Annotated in this window: 15 protein-coding genes and 1 tRNA gene; 2 read left to right on the top strand and 14 right to left on the bottom strand. The window is 25.5% G+C overall.

Going from position 1 to position 15,131, the window contains the following annotated elements:
• Both rsxA and IX46_RS00565 read right to left on the bottom strand, forming a co-directional pair.
• On the bottom strand, positions 1 to 582 hold the full coding sequence (rsxA, locus tag IX46_RS00570) for an electron transport complex subunit RsxA (RefSeq protein ID WP_053940092.1): 582 nt from the start codon (positions 580 to 582) through the stop codon (positions 1 to 3).
• Positions 583 to 641: 59 nt separating this feature from the next.
• The gene (locus IX46_RS00565; protein WP_053940091.1) at positions 642 to 1,268 is read right to left on the bottom strand and encodes a riboflavin synthase; all 627 of its coding nucleotides are present in this window, start codon (positions 1,266 to 1,268) and stop codon (positions 642 to 644) included.
• Between the two features lie 129 nt (positions 1,269 to 1,397).
• Here IX46_RS00565 and IX46_RS00560 point away from each other — a divergent pair.
• Positions 1,398 to 1,471 (top strand) — tRNA-Val (locus tag IX46_RS00560).
• A gap of 49 nt (positions 1,472 to 1,520) precedes the next feature.
• On the top strand, positions 1,521 to 2,861 hold the full coding sequence (gene tilS, locus IX46_RS00555; protein ID WP_053940090.1) for a tRNA lysidine(34) synthetase TilS: 1,341 nt from the start codon (positions 1,521 to 1,523) through the stop codon (positions 2,859 to 2,861).
• Positions 2,862 to 2,881: 20 nt separating this feature from the next.
• Here tilS and metG read toward each other — a convergent pair whose 3' ends face one another.
• From metG to smrB, 12 genes are all read right to left on the bottom strand, one after another.
• Positions 2,882 to 4,525, bottom strand: a complete 1,644-nt coding sequence (gene metG / locus IX46_RS00550) for a methionine--tRNA ligase (RefSeq protein ID WP_053940089.1) — start codon at positions 4,523 to 4,525, stop codon at positions 2,882 to 2,884.
• A gap of 115 nt (positions 4,526 to 4,640) precedes the next feature.
• Positions 4,641 to 5,222 carry a dCTP deaminase gene (gene dcd / locus IX46_RS00545; protein ID WP_053940088.1) on the bottom strand — a complete coding sequence of 194 codons (582 nt, stop codon included), beginning with the start codon at positions 5,220 to 5,222 and terminating at the stop codon, positions 4,641 to 4,643.
• Positions 5,223 to 5,385: 163 nt separating this feature from the next.
• Positions 5,386 to 6,801 carry an NADP-dependent phosphogluconate dehydrogenase gene (gndA, locus tag IX46_RS00540; protein ID WP_053940087.1) on the bottom strand — a complete coding sequence of 472 codons (1,416 nt, stop codon included), beginning with the start codon at positions 6,799 to 6,801 and terminating at the stop codon, positions 5,386 to 5,388.
• Between the two features lie 366 nt (positions 6,802 to 7,167).
• Positions 7,168 to 7,779 carry a bifunctional phosphoribosyl-AMP cyclohydrolase/phosphoribosyl-ATP diphosphatase HisIE gene (gene hisIE, locus IX46_RS00535; RefSeq protein WP_053940086.1) on the bottom strand — a complete coding sequence of 204 codons (612 nt, stop codon included), beginning with the start codon at positions 7,777 to 7,779 and terminating at the stop codon, positions 7,168 to 7,170.
• Positions 7,773 to 8,549 (bottom strand): imidazole glycerol phosphate synthase subunit HisF, encoded by a 777-nt coding sequence (gene hisF / locus IX46_RS00530; protein WP_053940085.1) that lies wholly within the window; start codon positions 8,547 to 8,549, stop codon positions 7,773 to 7,775. The genes hisIE and hisF overlap by 7 nt, the downstream gene beginning before the upstream one ends.
• A complete protein-coding gene (hisA, locus tag IX46_RS00525) occupies positions 8,531 to 9,265 on the bottom strand; it encodes a 1-(5-phosphoribosyl)-5-[(5-phosphoribosylamino)methylideneamino]imidazole-4-carboxamide isomerase (RefSeq protein WP_053940084.1) in 735 nt (244 codons plus the stop codon). The genes hisF and hisA overlap by 19 nt, the downstream gene beginning before the upstream one ends.
• 4 nt (positions 9,266 to 9,269) lie before the next feature.
• A complete protein-coding gene (hisH, locus tag IX46_RS00520; protein ID WP_053940083.1) occupies positions 9,270 to 9,863 on the bottom strand; it encodes an imidazole glycerol phosphate synthase subunit HisH in 594 nt (197 codons plus the stop codon).
• The gene (gene hisB, locus IX46_RS00515) at positions 9,863 to 10,924 is read right to left on the bottom strand and encodes a bifunctional histidinol-phosphatase/imidazoleglycerol-phosphate dehydratase HisB (protein ID WP_053940082.1); all 1,062 of its coding nucleotides are present in this window, start codon (positions 10,922 to 10,924) and stop codon (positions 9,863 to 9,865) included. Before hisB ends, hisH begins: the two co-directional genes overlap by 1 nt.
• A 24-nt stretch (positions 10,925 to 10,948) precedes the next feature.
• On the bottom strand, positions 10,949 to 12,022 hold the full coding sequence (gene hisC, locus IX46_RS00510; RefSeq protein WP_053940081.1) for a histidinol-phosphate transaminase: 1,074 nt from the start codon (positions 12,020 to 12,022) through the stop codon (positions 10,949 to 10,951).
• On the bottom strand, positions 12,012 to 13,325 hold the full coding sequence (hisD, locus tag IX46_RS00505) for a histidinol dehydrogenase (RefSeq protein WP_053940080.1): 1,314 nt from the start codon (positions 13,323 to 13,325) through the stop codon (positions 12,012 to 12,014). Before hisD ends, hisC begins: the two co-directional genes overlap by 11 nt.
• A 5-nt stretch (positions 13,326 to 13,330) precedes the next feature.
• Positions 13,331 to 14,230 (bottom strand): ATP phosphoribosyltransferase, encoded by a 900-nt coding sequence (gene hisG, locus IX46_RS00500; RefSeq protein WP_053940079.1) that lies wholly within the window; start codon positions 14,228 to 14,230, stop codon positions 13,331 to 13,333.
• 241 nt (positions 14,231 to 14,471) lie between these two features.
• The gene (gene smrB / locus IX46_RS00495) at positions 14,472 to 15,008 is read right to left on the bottom strand and encodes an endonuclease SmrB (protein WP_053940522.1); all 537 of its coding nucleotides are present in this window, start codon (positions 15,006 to 15,008) and stop codon (positions 14,472 to 14,474) included.
• Between the last annotated feature and the right edge of the window lie 123 nt (positions 15,009 to 15,131).

The raw sequence follows: 15,131 nt of genomic DNA, 5'->3' as shown, positions 1-15,131 counted from the left end.
TTAAATTTTTATTAAACCTTTGAAACCCATAAAAGAAATAGAAATTAAACTAATAGTTATAAGAACAATAGGAGATCCTTTAAATAAAATAGGAATATCTGATAGTAATATACGCTCTCTGATACTTGCGAATATGATCATTATTAAAGAAAAACCTAATGAAGAACTAATCGCATAAAATATTGCTTCTAAAAATGTGTAATTTTCATATAAACAAAATAAAGGAATTGCTAAAACTACACAATTAGTTGTAATTAATGGTAAAAAAATACCAAGAACACGATACAAAAAAGGACTGGAATTGTGTAAAATTATTTCTGTAAACTGCACAAAGAATGAAATTATTAACATATATATAATAACTCTTAAATAAAGTAAATCTAATGGATATAAAATTAAAAAATTAACACACCATAAAACAATAGTAGATAAAAACACAACAAAAGTTGTAGCACAACTAATACCTAAAGCAATATCTAATTTATTTGAAGCACCTATAAAAGGACATAAACCAAGAAATTTTACTAAAATAAAATTATCAATTAATATATTTGATAAAAAAAACAGAAAATAATTTTTCACTTATAATTTCCATTTATAAAATACAATATAATTAAGGAACACATGATACAAACTTTAAATTATGTATGTGAAAAAATAAAATTTTTATTAATTAAACGCTCTGTTGTATCTACAATTATTTGGGTTTGTAAATCAACTTCAATATTAACCAATTCCCCAATTTTTTTAAAACCTATCGTTGTCAAAGATAACGTTTCTGGTATTATGCTGACAGAGAATTCATCATTAATAATACTAACAATTGTTAAACTTATTCCATCGATACAAATAAAACCTTTACAAAAAATATATTTCATTAAAGATAAATCGTTTAGTTTCAACCATATAATATAGTTATTATTTGATTTTAATATTTTAGAAATTTTAGCGGTGTTTATAATATGACCAGATACTATATGTCCTCCAATTTCATCGCCATATTTCGCAGACCTTTCAAGGTTAACATAATTTCCTGTATCCGTAAGACCTAAATTAGTATAATTAAGTGTTATTTGCATGACATCAAAAGTTACATAATAGTTATCAATTGTTGTTACTGTTAAACAACATCCATTATTTGACACTGAAGCACCGAGTTTTAAATCTTTTAATAAAACAGATGAAAAAGCAATAGTATAAGTATGTAATTTTTTTTTTTTATCTATCGAAACAATTTGCCCTATTCCATGCACAATACCAGTGAACATAAAATATCCTTAATTTAATTTTATCTAAAAAATGTTTTTATTTATATTTAAAAAATTTATTTTACAAAAATAATATATATTTTAATAGAAAAAAAATATTTTTATGATAAAATAAAATGTTTAAATTTTACGTTCGTAGCTCAATTGGTTAGAGCACCACTATGACATGGTGGAGGCTAGTGGTTCAATTCCACTCGGACGTAAAAAAATTACAAAATTCAAAATAGATTCAATATTTTAGGTACTTCTTATTTGATTGAAAATATTATTAAAAAAAATCAATATAAACTATTTTTAATAGCATACAGTGGAGGTATGGATTCTACGGTGCTGTTAGATTATTTATGTAAAATTAAAAAAAATCACCCTCAAATTAGTATCCGTGCTATTCATATCAATCATAACATTCAAATTGATTCAAAGAAATGGCAAACACATTGTGTTAGTGTTTGCAAGGAATATAATATACCATTAATTATTGAAAAAATAGATATCAATATCACGAAAAACATTGAAGAGCAACTAAGAATAGAGAGATATAACTTAATTTATAAAAATTTATTACATAAAGAAATAATTTTAACTGGTCACCATTTAAATGACCAATGCGAAACATTTTTTTTATCGCTTAAACGAGGAAGTGGACCCACTGGTTTATCTGCAATGTCTTCTGAAACAATTTTTGGACAAACTAAAATCGTTCGTCCATTTTTAACAAAAACAAAAGAAGAAATTAAAAATTGGGCTAATTTAAATAAATTAAAATGGATAGAAGATTTTACTAACTTTAATACGCATTATGAACGTAATTTTATACGACACAAAATATTACCAGTGTTAGAAAAAAAATGGCCTTTCTTTTTAAAAAATTGCTTTCGTACTACTCATATATGTAATGAAGAAACTATATTAAAAAATATTCTCTTAAAAGAAAAAATTCAACAATATCTTAATTTTAATGAATGTTTAAATATTTCAAGTTTTAAACACTTGAAAGAAGTATTATGTAAAGCATTAATTAGATATTGGATTTGTTTAAAAAATGTTAAAAAACCTTCATATAACAACATTCAGCGTGTATATAACGAAATCATATATAGTCGAAAAGATTCGAATCTAAAAGTAATTGTTCAAAAAAATGAAATTAGATGTTATAAAAAATTTCTTTACTTTGTTACAATTAGAAAAGATATTAAAAACTTAATAATATTTTGGCATAATACTGAAAATACGTTACAATTACCTAATAATTTAGGTTATATCAAAAAAAATAATCAAAAAGGAATCAATCTTCCAAAACCAAAAAATAGTGAATTAATTAACATTCGTTTTCAATATGCAGGAAAAATATTAATTATGGGAAGACAAAAACGAAGAAATATTAAAAAAATTTGGCAAGAACATAATATTCCTCCTTGGTTACGAAATCAAATTCCTCTTCTGTTTTATAATGATCAATTAATCAGTGCTTTAGGCGTATTTGTTATTAATCGAACAATTAATTATCAAGACAATACGAAACCAAATCAATGGTATCTATCCTGGATAAATGATATTCCAATCAATAATGGTAATCATTTGTTATGTAAATAAATATATTTCTATATTGTTAGTTATTTAAATAATTGAATTAATTGAAATATCTTATCAGAACTGATTCTCTCATATAATCTTGGAAAATCTGTTATTTTTTTAGACAATAAAGGCGTGTGAACATCGTTCCAAATAAGATCTGATATTAAAAATAGTTCTGTTTTTTTAGATAAAATAGGTAAAATAGGCTTTAAAAAAGTCATGATTATTCTAAATAAATTAATGCCCATAGTACAGATTATATGTAAACGATTATTTTTTTCTATTTTTTCGCGAATAGCCCAAGGTTTTTTTTCATTTATATATTGATTTGCAATATCTAGTAATTGCATAGAATTTTTAATAATTAAATTAAATTCTCTATTTTCAAAAAAATTCTCCATTTTTTTATTTGAATCTACAAACAAATTATATAAGTTATAATCATCTAATTTATCAGATAAATATCCATTAAAATACCTATTAATAAAACTAGCATTTCTTGATGCCAAGTTGACTAATTTATTCACAATATCATTATTTATTTTATACATAAAATCATCTAAATTCATTTCAATATCATTAATATTATTTGTTAATTTACTTGCATAATAATAACGTAAACTATCAGAGTCAAAATACTTAACCCAATCTGATGCTTTGATTAAAAAACCTCGAGATTTTGACAATTTTAACCCATTAATTGTAACATGACCGTGTACAAAAATACCACTAGGTTTTCGAAAACCAGATGCTTCTAATATCGAAGGCCAAAATAATGTGTGAAAATAGATAATATCTTTTCCAATAAAATGATATAGTTCAGAATTGGTATTCTTGCTCCAAAAATCATTAAAATTTATATTTTTGTTATTTGAGCAAAGATTTTTAAATGCACTAATATATCCTATCGGAGCATCTAACCAAACATAAAAATATTTGTTTAAAAAATGTGGAATTTTAAATCCAAAATATGGCGCATCACGAGAAATACACCACTCTTCTAAACCAGATTTTAACCATTCTTCTGTTTTGCGAATTACTGAACTGTCCAATACACCAGAGTATATCCATTTTTTTAACATATCTGAAAAAATTGGTAAATCAAAATATAAGTGTTCAGTTTCTTTCAAAATTGGAGATGTACCTGAAATTACTGAAATAGAATTAATTAAATCTGTAGGTTTATAAATTGAACTACATTTTTCGCAAGCATCTCCATATTGATTATCTGCATAACAAATTGGGCATGTACCTTTAATAAATCTATCTGGAAGAAATATTTTTTCTTGATTATCATAAAATTGAACAATTTTTTTCTTATTAAAAAGTTTTTTTTCATTTAAATAAGTAAATATTTTTCTAACTAAAAATAGATTTTCTATACTATGTGTAGTGTGATAATTATCATAGGAAATATTAAAATTTATAAAATCTATTTTATGCTCTTTGTGAATATTTTTTATTAAATCTTGTTCTGATATTTTTAGATTTTTTGCATGCAACATAATAGCAGTACCATGCACATCATCCGAAGAAATAAACCAAACTTCATGTCCTCTCATTCTTTGATAACGAACCCAGATATCCGCTTGAATATGTTCGAGCATATGACCAATATGAATTGGACCGTTAGCATATGGTAAAGCGCAAGTAACTAATATTTTTCTAACTTTGATAGGCATAAAATAATATTTCATGTATAAAAATTAACAATATAGTACACAAAAAAATAATCGTAAAGTAATTATTGAAAAAATATCTAAATAATTTGTTAAATATTTTTAAATACGTAAACACTTATTCTTCATAAATTCGACTGGGAACTACACCAGTTTGAATTTTATATTTTGATTCAAAACGAGCATTGTAAGATCTAGAAACTGGTTTAGAAAGTAATTCAAAACTCAATGCAGCAATTTTAATTTTTGGAGTTAAAACTAACGTTAAATTTCCGGCATTAAAAACTTCTAAAACTATATTACCATTCCAACCAGGATCAATTCTATGCGATGTTACATGAATCATTAGTCCTAGCCTTGCTAAAGAAGAACGACCATCTAACCAACCGACTAAATTATCAGGCATCGTAATAATTTCTAAAGTTGAAAATAATACTAAAGATTTTGGTTTTAAAAAAAATGGATTTTTTTTAGAAAATGATTTTTCATCACTCATTATTTTTTTTAAATTTTTAGATATTTTATCTTTCGAACTGCTTAAATCGATACACGATATAGTATGATCATAAAAAATACGAAATTTATTTCCAAGATGTATATCAACAGTAATTCCATTAATAAGTTTTTTCTTAGGATACGGTGTAATTATTAACTTTTTTTGAGCTAACCATTCTTCAATATCTTGATCACATAAACGCATGATTTATCCTATAATTTTAATATATCTATATATTCGTAACTGATATATTTATCAATAGCAGAAAGATACATATTTAACATCTTCTGCTATTTTCAAAACGTTAAACTCATAATAAATTATATAGTTAATTTTCTTGTAAAAAACTAAAATATTTATGTTGAAACTATTTTTTTATTAACCAATTTGTATGAAAATATCCTATTTTATCATTTCTTTGATAAGTATGTGCACCAAAATAATCTCTTTGAGCTTGAATCAAGTTAGCTGATGATAATGAGGATCGATAACTATCATAATATGATATAGCAGAAGAAAAAGCAGGAATAGAGATACCGTGTTTTATTCCACATCTTACAACGTGTCTTAAAGATTTTTCATATTCGTTGGATATTTTTGAAAAGTAAGGCGTTAATAACAAATTATTGATATTGTTATCCATATTAAATGCATCTTTTATTTTTTCTAAAAATTCAGCCCGAATAATACATCCAGATCTAAAAATTTTAGCAATTTCACTATATTTTAAATCCCAAGAATATTGTTCTGATGCTTTTTTTAACTGAGAAAAGCCTTGAGCATAAGAAATAATTTTTCCTAAATATAAAGCTCTTCGCACTTCTTCAATAAATTCTTTTTTATTTTCATACGATATACATTGCGAACTAGGTCCTTTTAAAATTTTCGAAGCAATAATACGTTGTTCTTTAAGCGAAGATAAATATCTTGAAAAAACAGATTCTGTAATTAATGTCAGTGGCTCTCGAAAATCTAAAGCATTTTTAGCAATCCATTTTCCAGTACCTTTATCTTCTGCTTTGTCTAAAATTAAATCTAATATATAATGATTATTTTCATCTTTTTTTAAAAAAATATTTTTTGTGATCTCAATTAAATAACTATTCAATTCTCCTTTGTTCCAATTGGAAAATATATTTGAAAGTTCTTGATTATTTAAGCCTAATAAATATTTTAAGACAAAATATGATTCTGAAATTAATTGCATATCACCATATTCTATTCCATTATGAATCATCTTTACATAATGACCAGAACCATTAGGACCGATATAAGTAACACAAGGTTCTCCATTAAATTTAGCAGATATATCTTTTAAAATAGGAAAAATAAGTTTGTATGCTTCTTTTGATCCGCCAGGCATGATAGAGGGTCCATTTAATGCTCCAAATTCACCACCTGATACACCCATTCCGATAAAATGTATGCCTTTTTTAAAAAGATCATTACTTCTTCTGATAGTATCTTTATAAAACGTATTACCTCCATCAATTAATATATCTCCTGCTTCTAAATACGGAATAATAGATGCAATAGTTTTATCTGTAGGAGAACCTGATTTTATCATTAATAAAACACACCTTGGTTTTTCTAAAGATTTGATAAAATGTTCAATAGAAAAATATGGAAAAATATTGATTTTCTTACTTTTTTTAATTATTTCCTCTGTTATTGATTTAGTTCTATTAAAAATAGATACACGATAGTTTTTACTTGCGATATTTAATGCTAAATTTCTTCCCATAACAGCCATACCTACAATACCAATTTGTTGCTTTAACATTTTTTTTCTCCAATACTAAAAATATATTATTTTTTTAAAATTATTTTATTAAATTATTTTTTATACAAAAAATGATATTACAATTGTTTTCAATTTTCTATTTAGAAATATAAATATTTTTATAAGTATATAAAATTTAAGATTATTACAATTTTTGAAATTAATTGTATATCTTATGATTATATAAATTTTTATGTTTTTTATGTGATTTGTACAATAAGACAAGTGTATATATATTATTATTAATATATATTAATTTTATTGAAATTTTTTGAAAGTAAAACAAATTTAAACATTATAAATTAAACATTGTTTTTATTAATTGCTTTACAAAAATATTAATTTAAAAAAAATTTTAAAATCTTATTATTTTCTTTTTTTTAAATTTTCAATAATTAAATTAAAATTTAAATTTTGATCATGTAGCAATACAAGTAAATGGTAAATTAAATCTGAAGCTTCGTTGATTAATTCTGTTGTATTTTTGTTCATGGCAGCTAATATCGTTTCTACTGCTTCTTCACCTACTTTTTGAGCTATTCGTTTAGTTCCTGATTTATATAAACTAGATGTGTAAGAATTAGTTAAATTATTATTTTTTCTATTTTCTATTATTCTTTCTAACTCAAAAAGAAAATAAAGATAATTTTTTTTTAAAAAAAAACAACTTTTTTGATTTAAATGACATGTATTTCCAATAGGCTCAACTAAAACTAACAATGAGTCGTTGTCACAATCTGGAATAATTTTTATAACTCTTAAAAAGTTCCCTGAATTTTCACCTTTCGTCCATAAACGTTGTTTACTACGAGAGTAAAAAGTAACACAACGTTCTTTTTGTGTTTTTAAAAGAGCTTCTTGATTCATATAACCGTGCATTAAAACTTCATTAGATAAACAATCTTGTATGATTACCGGAATCATACCATTAGTTTTATTCCAATCTAATTGGAATCTTGTTTTTTGTTTTATTAACATTTCCGAATCTCTAAGCCTTTTTTTATTAAAAAATCTTTTAAAACTTTTATGCTAACTACATTTTTATGAAAAACAGAAGCAGCTAATACACCATCAACATTAGAATAAAAGAAAGCTTCATAAAAATGTTCTAAATTTCCTGCGCCACCTGATGCAATTAAAGGTACTTTGCATATCTTTTTCATCTTTTTTAATTGTAACAAATCATATCCGTTTTGTACTCCGTCTTGATTCATCATATTTAAAACAACTTCACCAGCACCATATTTTTGAATTTGCTTGATCCAATCAGATGTTTTCCAGTTAGTTTGATACGTACGATCAACATCTCCTGTATACTGATGCACCATATAACATTGACTTGATTTATCAAACCACGAATCAACACCTATCACCATGCATTGTATACCAAAACAATCAGAAATTCTTGTAATTAAAGTAGGATCAATTAATGCAGCAGAATTAATTGATATTTTATCGGCGCCAAAAGATAATATCTGTCTTGCATCTTCAACACTTTTAATCCCACCAGCGACGCAAAAAGGAATATTAATCACTTCTGCTACTTTTTCAATCCAACTTCTATCTACTAAAGTGTTTTTGGTGGCTGCAGTTATATCATAAAAGACTAATTCATCAATACCTTCTTTTGCATAACGTTGAGCTAATGGAATGATATCACCTACAATTTGATGATTTTTAAATTGAATACCTTTTACTACTACTCCATTATTAACATCAAGACAGGCTATTATACGTTTTGACAGCATTTTAAAGCCTCTTCAATTGTAAACTTTTTCTCTAATAAACTACGTCCGATAATAATGCTATTTACACCAGATTCTTCTAAAGCAATAATATCAGATAAATTCGATACCCCTCCTGATGCTTGAAATTTAATATGTTTAAATTTTTGAACAATTTCTTGATATAAACTAATATTAGGACCGGATAAAGTTCCATCTTTAGATATATCGGTACAAAGCACATGAGTTAAACTTTCAGTCGAAAAAAAATCAATTGTATCCTCTAAAGTATGATTAGTTTCTTTTGCCCAACCATTAATAGATATCTTTTTTCTATTATTTACAATATTAATATCTAACGCTAAAACAATTTTATCAGGACCATAAACTTTTAACCATCTTCTTACTGCAAATTTATTTTTTATTGCAGAAGAACCAATCACGACTCTTTCACAACCCAAATGAAATAATGCATCTATATCATTTTCAGTTCGTATTCCCCCCCCTATTTGAATTAACATATTAGTAGATGAAATTATATTTTGAAAAAGTCGAGACTGTCTGTCTTCTCTTTTTTTTGCGCCATTTAAATCTACTAAATGAATAATTTTTACTCCTTTCTTTTTTAGATTTTTTAAATATTGATATAAATTTATATTATAAAATGTTTTGTTTAAATAATTACCTTGATATAAACGAACTACTTTACCTTCTAAAAAATCAAATGCTGGAATTATCATAAAATTATATCTCTAAGAAATTTTTCAGTAATTGAGCACCTATATCACCTGATTTCTCTGGATGAAATTGCACTCCAAAAAAATTGTTTTTTTGAATAACAGCACTAAAAAATACGTCATAATTGCTTGTTGCTAAAGTATATTTCCCAACAGGAATAATATAACTATGAACGAAATAAAATCTAGATTTATTTTGAATATTTTTAAATAATAGATGTTTTTTTTTAATATCAATACAATTCCAACCAATATGAGGTAAAGATAAATGTGAGCTTTTCAAGAGTACAGTCGAACAATTGTTTAAAATTCCAATTGTTTTCGTTCCATTACATTCCTCACTAAGCTGACAAAAAATTTGCATTCCAAGACAAATACCTAATACAGGTTGTTTCATATTTTTAATAATATTAACTAAATTTTTTTTATATAATATTTTCATGACTGCCGAAGCAGTTCCTACTCCTGGTATTATTAATTTTTTAGATTTTAATAGTGAATCAGGGTTAGACGTAATTTGAAAGGTATAACCTAATTTTTTGACAGCTATCTTAATTGACGTTAAATTAGCACAACCAGTATTTAATATAACTATTTCCACTATAATATTCCTTTTGATGTTGGTAATGTTTCCCCTTCTATTTTTATCGCTTGACGCAAAGCTTTTCCAAATGCTTTAAATAAACTTTCAACACAATGATGATCGTTAGTTCCTTTACATGACAAATGCAAAGTAATTTTCATGGATTGGCAAAGAGAATAAAAAAAATGTTCCACCATATCAGTGCTTAAGTCTCCAACAAATTGATGTCGAAAACTACCTTTAAAATCTAAATATGAACGATTAGACAAATCAATAATGCATTTTGCTATACTCTCATCCATAGGTACAAAAAAACCAAATCTAGATATGCCCTTTTTGTTTTCTAACGATTGTAATAATGCACTCCCTAAAGCAATACCTGTATCTTCTATAGTGTGATGATCATCAACTTTTAAATCTCCTTCAGCCTTGATATAAATAGAAATACCGCTATGTATTGATAATTGTTCTAACATATGATCAAAAAAATGTATTCCCGTATGGATATGACTAGCATGTTCTAAATCTAGCCATATTTTCACATGTATAGAAGTTTCGTTTGTTTTCCTAACAACTTCTCCAAATCTATTTGTTTTTTTAATTTTTTGTACAATTTTTTTCCAATTGCAATCATGTTCTTTATATTGTATACCTTGTAATTGAATATTTTTTGCTAAATCCATATCTGTTTTTCGATCACCAATAACGTAACTTCGGTTTTTATCTATTTTATTTAGCCATTTTTTTAATAATTTAATTTTAGGTTTTCTACAGTTACAATTGTCTGTTTCAAAATGTGGACAAACCAAAATATCTTCAAATATTATTCCCTCTGATTGAAAAATATTTAAAAGAAAAAAATGAGGTGTATGAAATTTTTCCAATGGAAATGATTCTGTACCTAAACCATCTTGGTTGGTAATCATAATAAATTTATAATTCAATTTCATTAATTCACATAATGAAGAAATAACATTTTTTTTTAATGCAATTTTATTAATTTTATCAACTTGAAAATTATCTTGAGGTTCATCAATTAAAGTTCCATCTCGATCAATAAATAATATTTTTTCTTTCATTTATTAAACCTTACAATTAGAATATTATATATCAGATAAAATTTTAATTTCTTGAATTAAACGAACGCATTCTGAATAAGAACCAATTGATATTCTTAAACATTTTTTTAGATGAATCTTATGATCTTGATTTCTTAAAATTATACCCTTTTCCCATAATTTCTGAAATATTTTTTTGTGCATATGAAAGCTTACTAAAACGTAATTAGCGTGACTATTAAATATTTTTTTTACTACAGATATTTTTTCTAATTCACGAATTAACCAATCACGGTTTAAATTTAGCGTCAATACTCTACTTTGCATCTTTTTTATTCCGTCTTTAGATAAAGACTGAACGGCAATATCAGCGACAATTGTAGAAATTGGATAGGGACTAATTATTCTATTTAAAATATCAATAATTTCTTTATTTGCTAAAGTAAATCCACATCTTAGACCAGCTAATGCAAACGCCTTAGACAAAGTTCTTAAAATAATTAAATGTGGATAACATTTTAAATAATTTACCATACTATCTTTATAAGAAAATTCTATATACGCTTCATCTATCACTACAATAGCAGATCCAAAAGTCATGTTTAATAAACTTATAATATTTTCTTTTGAAATAATATTTCCAGTAGGATTATTAGGGTTACATATATATATTAACTTAACTTTATTAAGGTTATATTGAATATTTTTTAAATCTATTTTCCAAGTATTTTTAAATATAGGAATTTCTTTCACTTGCACATTTAAAATACTTGCATTTAACGCATACATATCATAAGTGGGAGGACAACAAACAATTGCGTCGTTTCCAGGATTGCAAAAAGCCTTAATTAATAATTCTATGCCTTCATCAGCTCCTCTAGTGGCTAAAACTTGATCGCTAGGCAAATGAACATAATTAGCATAAGATGAAATTAAATTTTTAGGTTGAGACTCTGGATAACGATTAAATGATGTAATATTAGTTGTAAATAAACTAGATATAGGACATTCGTTTGCATTTAACCATATACTACCATTTCCTCCAATACGTCTAGCTGATTGATAAGGTTGCAAATTTGCTATGTTTTTTCTAACTAAATGAATTACATTATCTTTCATATTTATCCTTAAGGAAATTAACGCGAATTTTTACAGCATTATCATGAGCTTCTAATCTCTCTACTTTAGATAAAGTTGTAAGAGTATTAGATAAATTTAAAAATCCTTGAGATGTTAATTCTTGTACTAATATACGTTTTTGGAAATCAGATAATCCTAAAGCAGATTTTGAAATAGATTTCCCATACGTTGGCAAAACGTGATTAGTTCCAGAAGCATAATCGCCTGCAGATTCAGGAGACCAAGGACCTAAAAAAATCGAACTAGCATTAGATATATTCCGAAGTAATGATCTTGGGTTTTTTGTATGAATAATTAAATGTTCTGGTGCATATGTATTACATATACTAATGGATTCAAGCAAATTTTTCGTTAAAATTATTGCACTATTTTTTAAAGAAATATATATTTCTGATGACCTAGAAAAATTTTTTAATTGTTTATTAATAGATAAGACAACATTTTTTGCTAGTGTGATACAAGAAGTCAATAAAATTACTTGTGAAGATACCCCATGTTCTGCTTGAGATAATAAATCAGCAGCAATAAAATCTGGATTAGAAGTTTGATCAGCGATGATTAACAATTCAGAAGGTCCAGCTAACATATCTATTTCTGGGCCATTTAACATAGAACTAACTTGTAGTTTTGCTTCTGTAACATAAGAATTTCCTGGTCCAAAAATTTTATCTACTTTAGGGACACTATCAGTTCCAAAAGCCATAGCCGCAATAGCTTGAGCACCACCTATTTGGAATATTTGATTAATACCACAAATATGTGCACTATAAATGATCTCATTACTAATTGGAGGAGGTGAACATAATATAACCTTTTTACAACCCGCAATTTTAGCAGGTATACCTAACATTAAAACAGTAGATAACAAAGGAGCTATTCCATTAGGAATATAAATTCCGATAGAATTCAAAGGTAGAAATATTTGCTGACAGCGTATTCCAGATTGCGTTTCAATATCTATTTCAGGTATAATTTGTGCTTCATGAAATAATTTAATGTTTTTTTTTGCAACAGAAATTGCTTGTTTTAATATAGAATTAATTTTTTTTAAAGCAGATGATATATGTTGTTGAGACAATTGAAATGTATTTAATAAATGCTTATCAAATATATTAGTATAATCTCTTACAGATTGATCTCCTAAAAGTTGAACGTTTTTAATGATTTCTTTTACTTTTTTTTTAATAATTTTATTTTCCAGATGAATAGGTCTTGATAAAATTTTTTTTTGAGCATTAGAATTTAACTCATTCCAATTAAAAATTGTATTAAAATAATTCATAAGATTTACTCCATCATTTTTTCAATAGGTAAAACTAAAATTGAACTAGCTCCTAAATCTTTTAATTTTTCCATTGTTTCCCAAAATAATGTTTCACTACTCACCATATGCATAGCTACTCGATGCTTATCGCCAGCTAATTTTAAAATTGTTGGTTTTTCTGCGCCACGTAATAACGATATTACTTTATCAAGTTTATTAATAGGAGCATGCAACATAATATATTTAGATTCTCGTGCTTGAATTACACCTTTAATACGAGTCATTAATTTATTAATAACTTCTTTTTTAATAGCACTAATGCTTCCTGTTTTACAAATCAGACATGCATATGATCGAAAGATTACTTGCACTTCACGTAGTCCATTTTCGTCTAAAGTAGCTCCTGTTGAAACTACGTCACAAATAGCATCAGCTAATCCCGCTCTTGGTGCCACTTCTACGGAACCATTTAACATACAAGATTTAAAATTGATATTTTTTTGATCTAGGTATTTTTTTAACAAATGAGGATATGAAGTAGCTATTCTAAAATTGTTTATAGATTTAATTCCAATGTAATCAGTATTGATAGGAATAGCAAGAGATAGCCTACAAATACCAAAATCGAGACGTCTTAAAGTAATATAGGAGCTATCTAAATTTTGCGATTTGCGATTTAACAACTCTTCTTCTAAAACGTTTTCTCCGACTATTCCTAAATCTACCACTCCATCTATTACTAAACCTGGAATATCATCATCACGTACCAACATCACATCAATGGGCATATTTTGCGCAAACGCGATTAATTTTTTCTGTTTTAAATTAATTTTAATTCCACATAAAGTTAATAAATTTATAGACTCACTACTTAAACGACCAGTTTTTTGCATAGCTATACGTATGCGATTATTATTCAACATTTTTTAATCCTGCAATATTTTGTTTTTACAAGTAACTTTACAAAATTACACTTACTATAAAACAAAAAAACCCAAATAAATAAGGGTTTTAAAAAAATTATTTTGTTTAAATAAATATCGTTGTATTATTAAATTGTTAAAAAATAGAATCCTTTAAAATTTTAAAATACAATTAACTCAATTTTTATGCTATTTTAAAATATAAATATATTCTAAAAAGTATTCTGTATTTATTTGATTTTTAATTGGAAACTTCAATAATCGCTATAATAGCAGCATCACTTCCAAAAATTCTAGGAGCTTGGTGAAATGCAACTATATCAGGATGCTGAGACAACCAAAAAGGTATCTGCTTTTTTAAAATATTTTTTCCATATCCGTGTATAATATGTGCGCAAAAAATTTTTTCTTTTTGACAAATTGTAATTAGTTGACCTAGTTTTTTTTGCGCTTGATATTGTGTTAACCCATGCAAATCAAGAGAGATATCTGGAAAATATTTTCCTTTTTTTAATTTTTTTAAGATATTATTTGAATTTTTATTACGTATATAAGAAACTGGATTTTCTTCAAAAAAATTTTTTTCATTTTGAAGGCAAGAAAAATAATGGCTATTAGCTTCTTCTTCGTAAAATTTTCTTTTTAATGTTATGTTTTGATGAACTACTTTATTAACTCTTGAATGAAATATCGTATCTTGTATGATTTCTTGTATATCATTTGTATGTTGACGAAATAAAATATTTCTATTATTAGTATAGTCTCGATTTTTGTTCATAATCATTTATTACCAAAGCTAAAATAAATTTACATTATTTAAAATTATTGTTTTAAGAAATATTTTTTTAATTATATAATTTAGTTTTTATAAAAACAACAAATAAAAATTTTATCATTGCAT

This window comes from Buchnera aphidicola (Aphis glycines), from assembly GCF_001280225.1.
In the GTDB taxonomy this organism is placed as follows: domain Bacteria; phylum Pseudomonadota; class Gammaproteobacteria; order Enterobacterales; family Enterobacteriaceae; genus Buchnera; species Buchnera aphidicola_E.
This window is presented reverse-complemented; position numbering and strand designations above follow the sequence as displayed.

Excerpts from the sequence above, each read along its gene's own strand:
- hisG (WP_053940079.1), bottom strand. The coding sequence starts at position 14,230 with ATGTTGAATAATAATCGCATACGTATAGCTATGCAAAAAACTGGTCGT.
- IX46_RS00565 (WP_053940091.1), bottom strand. The coding sequence starts at position 1,268 with ATGTTCACTGGTATTGTGCATGGAATAGGGCAAATTGTTTCGATAGAT.
- dcd (WP_053940088.1), bottom strand. The coding sequence starts at position 5,222 with ATGCGTTTATGTGATCAAGATATTGAAGAATGGTTAGCTCAAAAAAAG.
- hisIE (WP_053940086.1), bottom strand. The coding sequence starts at position 7,779 with ATGTTAATAAAACAAAAAACAAGATTCCAATTAGATTGGAATAAAACT.
- gndA (WP_053940087.1), bottom strand. The coding sequence starts at position 6,801 with ATGTTAAAGCAACAAATTGGTATTGTAGGTATGGCTGTTATGGGAAGA.
- hisB (WP_053940082.1), bottom strand. The coding sequence starts at position 10,924 with ATGAAAGAAAAAATATTATTTATTGATCGAGATGGAACTTTAATTGAT.
- hisC (WP_053940081.1), bottom strand. The coding sequence starts at position 12,022 with ATGAAAGATAATGTAATTCATTTAGTTAGAAAAAACATAGCAAATTTG.
- smrB (WP_053940522.1), bottom strand. The coding sequence starts at position 15,008 with ATGAACAAAAATCGAGACTATACTAATAATAGAAATATTTTATTTCGT.
- metG (WP_053940089.1), bottom strand. The coding sequence starts at position 4,525 with ATGCCTATCAAAGTTAGAAAAATATTAGTTACTTGCGCTTTACCATAT.
- hisD (WP_053940080.1), bottom strand. The coding sequence starts at position 13,325 with ATGAATTATTTTAATACAATTTTTAATTGGAATGAGTTAAATTCTAAT.
- hisA (WP_053940084.1), bottom strand. The coding sequence starts at position 9,265 with ATGATAATTCCAGCATTTGATTTTTTAGAAGGTAAAGTAGTTCGTTTA.
- hisF (WP_053940085.1), bottom strand. The coding sequence starts at position 8,549 with ATGCTGTCAAAACGTATAATAGCCTGTCTTGATGTTAATAATGGAGTA.